This window comes from Vibrio sp. 1402 (genome assembly GCF_033340275.1).
The window spans coordinates 1-551 of record NZ_JAWOWE010000576.1; the positions used below are offsets into that span (position 1 = coordinate 1).

Sequence of the window (551 nt, forward strand, 5' to 3'; positions counted from 1 at the left end):
AAGCCAAGAGCCTGGCATTATCTCTACGCATATCTACGCGGATGGCCAATTTGGTGATTTATTAAGTCTACCTGTACCAGAGCGTGGTAAAGATGTTGATAAATGGCTTCATATGGCTGGGAACGAAGTATTCAAAGTTGCGGTAACTCAACTGTCTAAACTCGTTAAAGATACGCTTGAAGCAAACGATATGCACAAGTCTGAGCTAGACTGGCTAGTGCCGCACCAAGCGAACTACCGTATTATTTCAGCGACGGCGAAAAAACTGTCAATGTCACTAGACCAAGTTGTTGTCACATTAGACAGACACGGTAACACGTCGGCAGCGACAGTTCCGACAGCGCTTGATGAAGCGGTTCGTGATGGCCGTATTAAGCGTGGACAAACGTTGCTACTTGAAGCATTCGGTGGCGGTTTCACATGGGGCTCTGCTCTGGTGAAATTCTAAGTTTCGCGAGAATTCAAAATTTAAGGTGCACTCACGTGCATCTTATTTCTTTTTACATTGCTTAAAGGAAAACAACATGAGCAAGTTTGCTATCGTATTTCCA

The 551-nt window shown here is 44.5% G+C and carries 1 protein-coding gene; it reads left to right on the forward strand.

The genetic code is table 11. The features are described from left to right. On the forward strand, positions 1 to 448 hold a 448-nt coding region (locus tag R7044_RS27335; RefSeq protein ID WP_318141756.1), incomplete at its 5' end, for a 3-oxoacyl-[acyl-carrier-protein] synthase III C-terminal domain-containing protein. Positions 449 to 551: the final 103 nt, after the last annotated feature.